Origin of the sequence: Aeromonas aquatica, assembly GCF_000764655.1 — a bacterium.
In the GTDB taxonomy this organism is placed as follows: Bacteria; Pseudomonadota; Gammaproteobacteria; order Enterobacterales; family Aeromonadaceae; genus Aeromonas; species Aeromonas aquatica.
Genome location: NZ_JRGL01000168.1, coordinates 1 through 7,496 on the forward strand (window position 1 = coordinate 1; position 7,496 = coordinate 7,496).

Here is a 7,496-nt window from a genome sequence, read left to right on the forward strand (position 1 = left end):
CGTCAACACCAAATAGTGATGGTCGTTATGATTTAACCGCCCCCACCAAAATAAAAATGGGGTTGTCCAAAAACTGTGAAATGGTTGTTGGTCAGGCTAGAACCATTGAGGTGAGTCTGTTGCCTGATGAGAACCTGTCGGCCCCTGCAGATCCATCAGCGGTGTTGCAGGAGCAAGGAGTGCGCTGGACAAGTTCAGACCCAAGCATCATGGACGTCGATCAACTGGGTCGGATCGAGGCCAAGAGAGCAGGTGATGTCAACATCACCGTGTCTTCCCGGTTCAACACGGGGGTAACAGCCCAGGCTCACTTTACCGTGGTTGCCAACCCGACCATGAGCACAACCCCCTCCAACGGGGTGTTATCTTGGCAAGCGCCAGTACCAATGCCCAACACATTACAAAAATTCGTTGATAGATACAGTATTGCTGATGCCGTCACGGCACCTGTCTCTGCATTGGCCAGCAGCCAGCTGGCCGCCGGAAACACGGTGTTAGAGAATGACTTCGTTAAATGGGAACTGGTCATGGCGCCCGCAGTGGGATCTGGCAAGCCCTATGTCCTGCGGACGGACAAAACCATCTATAAACCGGAGCCATACAGCAAAAAATATTTTGATAAATACCAATACTTCATGGATAGCCGCTACCTTCCCATGGATGCGACTATCTCCCCTACCGGTTTTGCTAAAAACCCTCAAAAAGCCAAGAGTAACAATGGAGCCATTGATCGCCCGATCGCCATTGCAAGCGATGGTAGCAATGGAATATGGATAAAAGGTAACAATGGTAGTCTGAGTCACATCTATTTCGAAAATCTGGATGCCGACACTAAAGCCGAAATATTGAGCCACATCACACAGAATAACATCGCCCGCCGTGGCCAGATTATGGCCGGGGGCGTCAGCAGAGATCCTGCTTCTACTCCTGCCTGGACCGGGGGATACTCGGATAGCGATCCTATTACGACTGGTTTCTATGCCGTCGGTGAACTGATGCGATGGGCCGTGCAACAACGCGAGGGGGATGATTATTTTCAAGCACGTCAGAATGCCCTGGCATCTTTGAAGCAAATGTTAGCCTTGCCAAATATTACTGGTCGTCAGGGTAGTGTTGAGGCAAAGATAAGGCTGCCGGCGCTTAACAGTGACATCTATCGCCCTGTTTCATTGAAAAAAGAGAGAGACTTTGCAGTTAATATCAATCCATTTGGGCCAACCGGGTTAACCAAAATATACGGTGACATTTACAATTTGGAGCCTATCAAGGCAGATGACTGGAACAGTCTCGACCCCAATCCATTCAATTATTCCGGCAGCAGCCTCTACCCACAGATTACGGATGTTGCTACGACAAAAAGGATGGTCGAAGGATTGCCGGTTCGTTACTTCTCCCTTAACGGTGCAATGTTCCATGGAAAACCACAGGGTGCATCAGGAACGTGGCAACGAAATCGCGATGGAGATGGTACCGCAACCTTGTTGGGTTACTCATCGAATCGTTTTGGTGGTGAGTCTCCCTATTTGAATACCTGTTTATTAAAAGATGGTTCACCGGCTTTACCGGGCATTTCCTCTAAGGCTAACTGCGCCATCGGGAGCAATAAGCCTTATGTGGTGGATGCACAAGGAAGCATCCCTGATGTGCTGGCTTGCTCGGGAGACTTTGCGGCCCAATCAGACTGTGTGAGCATCATGCAGGATGAAGCCGGGACTGTATTTACAAGTTCCGATGTCGCTTTCTCCACCGATACCAGTTATGACGGCATGATCACCAATCTGTTCACTCAACGGGTTGCTTACGATATTTTGGATGAAAATAATCCTGAAGAATCCGCGCTCAAAGCGTTGATCCGTCAGAACATGCGTCAATGGGCAGAACATAATATTGCCAACGGCTATATGATGGTCGACGCTCAGGGACAACCCAATCGCTGGTCGGACATATCAAGACTCAAGCTCAGTAACGATCCATGGACATTTGAAGATCGTAACGAGTATGCGACCTTCCTGATGGCCGGTATGAAGTTGACGGCCTATGTCACTGGCGAGAAACGGTTCGAAGATGAATACCAGTCATTGGCTCTGTCTGATTTTTATCATTATGCAGACCTTGCGCAGACTCGTTGGAGTGCTTATGAGCACCTGTTGACTACCTATTGCGAACAGGGCGCGGCTGAATGTGATCAGGATCTAAAAAATGACCCTGCTTATATTTCAGAGTGGGTCAGGGAGTACAACAACTTGGGTGATGCCAGCCATATGGCACAGGCATATTATATTTTGTTCACACTGGAGCCTCAGGGAACCCCGTTGCATAAAAAATGGGTTTCAGCGTATGACTCTCAGTGGGAACTTGGCCCTAAATATGAAGACAATGCGTTCCATAGTTATGTCCGTCAGTTAGGGCAACCAGAAACGACACTGAATGATGGATATGGTAACGAAATCAATTCGGCGAATGCCTGGAACCTTTCACGCCACCCGTTGGATTTAACCCAGTGGGGCGCTTATGACAATTCTAGACCTGACGTTGCTCGCACTTGCGTCAATGATGAGTTGTCTAACTGCCCAATATTGAAATCTCAAGATGGTACAGCGACCAATCTGGACGCCATGGACCTTGATAAATACACCGACCTCCCCCTGGATGAGAAAAGTTTGAGAACGCCGTATAGGCCAATGCGTGAAATTGACAAGGATGAGAGCCCTAACCAAATGGTTTCTCCGGGTTATTACACCTTGCCGTACTGGATGGGGCGTTATCATAACTTTATTGCCAAGCCGGCCAAGAACGTGCCGACCATGAATAGAGTGCTTCCATAAGCGTATAAATGGCCTGATTGGCCAATGCCGAGGCAAGGTGGTCTGTTCCCAGGCGCCTTGCCTCACTTCATGCAGACATGTCATTTAAAGCCTATTACAAGGTACTGTTCTATATAGATTTCCCTTGCTATTCATGACCGTTATAAACAACAAACCCGGGGTGAGCAGCCCCGGGTTTTGTGTTGAAAGCCGTGATGGAACAGAGCCGAGTGGCCATTCCGCTATTCCAGCAGGAAGACGGCTTCCACGTTGTCCGTGATACTGATCTGCTGCTGTTGATAGCTGTTTTCCACCATGTCGGCGGCAGGAGCCGCAGCGGCCTTCATGGCCCGGCTGTAGACCGGTATCGGGGTATTGTTGCGGTACTCGACGCTGTAAACCTTGCCAAGCTTCATGCCAAACGCCTTGGCCAGAGACTCCGCCTTGTTCGTAGCATCGGCCACCGCGCCAAGACGGGCCTGCTCCTTGATGACTTGCGGTGACTTGAGGCCGTACTCAATCTGGGAGACAGACTCCAGCCCCGCCTTGAGGGAGGTATCCATCAGCTGGCTCAGCTTGTCGAGCTGATAGAGTTTGACGGAGAGCTGACGCTGGGCACGGTAGCCCACCATCTCAGGCTGCTTGTTCTGGGGATATTGATACTCTGGGGAGATCACCAGATTACCGGCCTCCACATCGCTGCGCTTGATGCCGAGGCTCTCCAGCTGACCAAAGAAGGCGGCAACTTTGGTATCGACCTGCTGCTTGGCCTTGATGCCCTGTTTCTCCAGCGCGGTGACCGAGACATTGAGCGTCAGCATATCGGGCTCGGCCTTCTGTTCGGCGTAGCCGCTAACCACCAGATGGGGAGCCTGAGGTACCTCGATGGCGAGCAAGGGGGCACTGACGACCAGCGCAGACAGGGTAAGAAGGGGACGCCACATAGAAAAAACCTCCATCAATTTGATGGAGGTCATTATGCCCGTCGTCGAATGAGATTCATATATCGTGCAACGGGGGGATATGTTCCAGCACCTGATTGGTCATGTCGATGTTGATGCTGATCTCGCCGTCCAGCGGACTGCCACGGCTCGCGAGCACGGGCGCAGGTCCCTGGGCACCCAGCAGCGAATCTTCTTCGAAATGAAAGGAATCCCACGACAGAACATGACCCTGGGGAGGGGGCATGGGCTCAGTTGCCGTCACCACTGCCAGCGAACTCCAGTCAAATTCGTCCTCTTGGCTCAGTAACCCCTGCAGGGCGCTGTCGCTCAGGCTTTGCAGCGAATATTCCTGTTGCCCCTGCTCATGGCCAACCAGCACCATCATGTGGGGCATGGGAGCATCTTCGGTCGGTGTGAAACTGATATGGGGGGCGGCAAAGTCCACATTGAGCCGCCCTGCTACCTCACCATCCTCGTTCTCCAGATCGAGGGCACTTATCTTGTCGCCCTGCATAGTGGCCTGATAGCCAAAACGGCCGGTGCAGACGATGCTGTCCTGCCCGTCCCAGCTGTAGCGAATGCCATCAATGTCGACCCAATTGAATGACTGCATGGTGACCCTCTCCCGATACTGCCGTTATCTTATCCGTCCTCTTCGTCAAATAACAGGGACCGGGCATGCCCGGCCCCTGTTGCCTGATTAGGGATCAACCTTGAGATTGCCCTGATTCAACAAGTCCTGGATGATCTGCTGATCGGTTCGGGTATTGCCAACCGTCAGATCTATGTTATCGAAGAAGATGGTATGGGTCGTGACACCACCACTCGAGCCATCCAGATCGATCGTCAGAGTCGACTTGTTGCTACCCGGACCCGATGCAAAGTTGAAATATTGATCCAGTGAGGCCGCATTCGCGTGCTCCCCGTTCAACAGCTCACTCAGGTCCAGCACATCCCCATTCGCCCCCGTGGTGAAGTCCTTGATGGTGTCTGTACCGCCAACATCCCCCGCCATCCACTTGAAGGTATCCTTGCCAGCTCCCCCCGTCATGGTGTCACTCCCGGTGCCGCCAATCAGCAGATCGTCGCCGCCACCACCGTTCAGGATATCGTCGCCAGCAAGGCCACTGAGGATGTTGGCATTGCCATCACCGGTCAGATTGTCGTTGGACATGGAGCCCACCAGGTTTTCCATGTTGCTCAGACTGTCAGTCCCGGCACCACCTGTCACCTGGCCAGCGCCATTGACAGTGACGGTGACACCTGCAGCACTATCGATATAGCTGGCGGTGTCGTTGCCTGCCCCACCATCCAGGGTATCGTTGCCCGCGCCACCGACGAGGATGTCGTTCCCCTCCCCACCACTCAGGTTGTCGGTACCGGCACCACCGAGCAGGATGTCATTGCCGGCATTGCCGTTGATGGTGTCATTGCCCGACCCACCGATCAGGATCTCGTCGAGGTAGCCCCCGGTGAGCGTCGAGCCACTCTGCACATCCACGAACACCTTGGCCGTATCCGAGGTCGTGCTGTTGGTGTAGTTGAATGACCCATCGTAGATGTTGGGCGTTGCGCTGCCCGCGCCATCATCGAACGTCACCGATCCTGTGTTGTCGGTTATAGTGCCACCGACCGCACCCGAGACCCCTGTGAGCGTCTGGGTGGCTGCAAGTGGCCCCGTATCGTTGGCAAGCAGAGCCCAATCCGGGATGGTCGACGGATCCTGGCTGGTAATGATGAAGTCATCACGCACCACTGTGGGACCGACCGCCGGATTGACGATGAGGGACAAGGAGCTGGACGCGGTATCGCCATCGTTGTCGATCACGCTGTAACCCAGCACCTGGCTGATGCCACCCACCGGGATCGAAGAGGGCGGTGTGTAGGTATACAGACCGTTATCCATATCGATCTTGAAGATGCCACCGGCAACCGTGATTGACCATTCGTTGGTGCTGGTATCGAACGAACCGGCCGAGGCTCCCCCCGTGACGCCCGAGACATCTGTCTTCTGGTTGTAGCTGTAAGTGACACCCGCGACCGTGATGGAATTGATCCAGCCGCCATCCGCCCCCGTGCTCGCCGTCAGTCCGTCGATCAGTTGTCCGGACAAGGGCGGCGCGACAACGGTGCTGAGCAGTGTAGCCGCCAGCTGGCTGAAATCCGTCACCACCACAGCGGAGGTATTCGCCGGACTGGCGCCAGTGACGCCGTTGTAAGCGATAGGATCGAGTGCCGACTGGGTAGCGCCTGAGCCCATACCGAGAGCAAACGAGTTGATATTGTTTGCCTTCAGGAAATCGGTCCAGTCCTTTTCATTGGCGGCACTGATGCCATCACTATCACCAAAGCTGTTGGAACCGTCGGGGACAGTCGCAGCGTTGCTGACGGAACTCGCGTTGGGCAAGCCATCCGACATGAAGTAGGACACGTTCTGCGCCCCGACAATCTTGTTGCTCGCCGCGAAGGCATTGATGGCATCGTTCAGCGCATCATCGTAGTTGGTCGAATCTGTTGGTGACAGCCCAAGAATGATGGCCTTAGCCGCATCGACACTGACCCAGGTCCCTGTCGGGTTGGATGCCATGGTGGCGAAAGTGATGATGTTGACCATCACATTGCCGTAGGCATCGTACTTGTCGAGCAACTCCAGTGCCGACTTCTGCATGACCTGCATTCTGGTCATGCCCTGATATCCCGATGGATCGCCCATACTGCCGGAGATATCGAGGATCAGCATCAGGTTCGTGTTCTGGGCCTGAGTCGCCTGGCCTGCATTGGTAGCCCCGTTGGCAATCGGAGCATCATCGCTGATGACCACCTGAAGGGTACCAGTGCCGGTATCGCCGCTGGCATCCGTCGCAGACACCACGAAGCTGGGGCCATTGGCCGTATCAGCATTCCCCTGCACATTGTGGGTGAGGATGTTGTCTTTAAGCGTGTAGGTGTAGTTCACCGTGAATACACCCGAAACCGGACCGCTCACCCCGGTCACGACCAGCATCCCCTGGGTATTGTTGATCAGGGTTTGGCTGCCGCCACCGGCCAGATTGTAAACCTGACCATCGATGGTCAACGCCGTGAGGTTTTCACCTTGCGTGTTGATGGAGAAGCTACCGTTGAAAATCTCGGAGTTGCCACTGGCCGCGGTCCCCGCAGGTTCACCAGCACGTGCCGGCAGACCTTCCTCATCGACGGTCGCATTGCCGATAGTGAGCACAGGGATGCGCGTATCCTGCGCGATATTGATGGTCAGGGTTGCCGGATCTGTGTCGTTGTCACCGTCCTTGAGCGTGTAGGTAAACACATCCGACGCACCGGCAGGTACCGAGGCGGCCGTCAGGGTGTAGCTGTATGTACCATCCACCCCCATGGTCAGGTTGCCGTACTGGCCGGTGACCGTGAAGCCACCTGCCGGGTTGCTGTCAATGCTTCCACCAAAGCCGACAACCTGGCTGACTGCGGCGTCATCCGCACCCTTGACGTCAACCCCCGATCCCCCCGTGCCGCCCGTAGTACCAGCCCCGGTGATGACGTTGCCGGTGACGGCCGTGAACACGCCTTCAGTCGCACTGTCAGCATCATCATTGGCAGTCGGGGTGTCATCCACGATGCGTACTATCAGCTGGTCGCTGGCACTGGTGCCACCCACCCCGTTCACCGCAATGGTCACGCTGTCATCAAACTCCGTCAGCGTGGCGCCCGCCTTGCTGTCGTTGTCGATGGTCGCGCTCAGGGTGTAGCTGTA

At 54.5% G+C, this 7,496-nt stretch carries 4 protein-coding genes; 1 reads left to right on the forward strand and 3 read right to left on the reverse strand.

From position 1 onward, the window contains the following. Nucleotides 1-2,825, forward strand: a 2,825-nt coding sequence (locus LG30_RS0120855; protein ID WP_193354289.1) for an Ig-like domain-containing protein, incomplete at its 5' end; no start/stop codon positions are given. A gap of 221 nt (nt 2,826-3,046) precedes the next feature. Here the strand turns inward: LG30_RS0120855 and LG30_RS0120860 are convergent. From LG30_RS0120860 to LG30_RS0120870, 3 genes are all read right to left on the reverse strand, one after another. Continuing rightward, nucleotides 3,047-3,748, reverse strand: coding sequence for an SIMPL domain-containing protein (locus LG30_RS0120860; RefSeq protein WP_033132622.1), 702 nt, complete (start codon nt 3,746-3,748; stop codon nt 3,047-3,049). A gap of 55 nt (nt 3,749-3,803) precedes the next feature. Next, nucleotides 3,804-4,361, reverse strand: a complete 558-nt coding sequence (locus LG30_RS0120865; RefSeq protein ID WP_033132623.1) for a hypothetical protein — start codon at nt 4,359-4,361, stop codon at nt 3,804-3,806. 87 nt (nt 4,362-4,448) lie between these two features. After that, nucleotides 4,449-7,496: beta strand repeat-containing protein (locus LG30_RS0120870; RefSeq protein ID WP_033132624.1), on the reverse strand; the 3,048-nt coding region annotated here is incomplete at its 5' end.

Bases quoted from the DNA above. Each gene is read 5' to 3' on its own strand.
- LG30_RS0120860 (WP_033132622.1), bottom strand. From the start codon at position 3,748: ATGTGGCGTCCCCTTCTTACCCTGTCTGCGCTGGTCGTCAGTGCCCCC.
- LG30_RS0120865 (WP_033132623.1), bottom strand. From the start codon at position 4,361: ATGCAGTCATTCAATTGGGTCGACATTGATGGCATTCGCTACAGCTGG.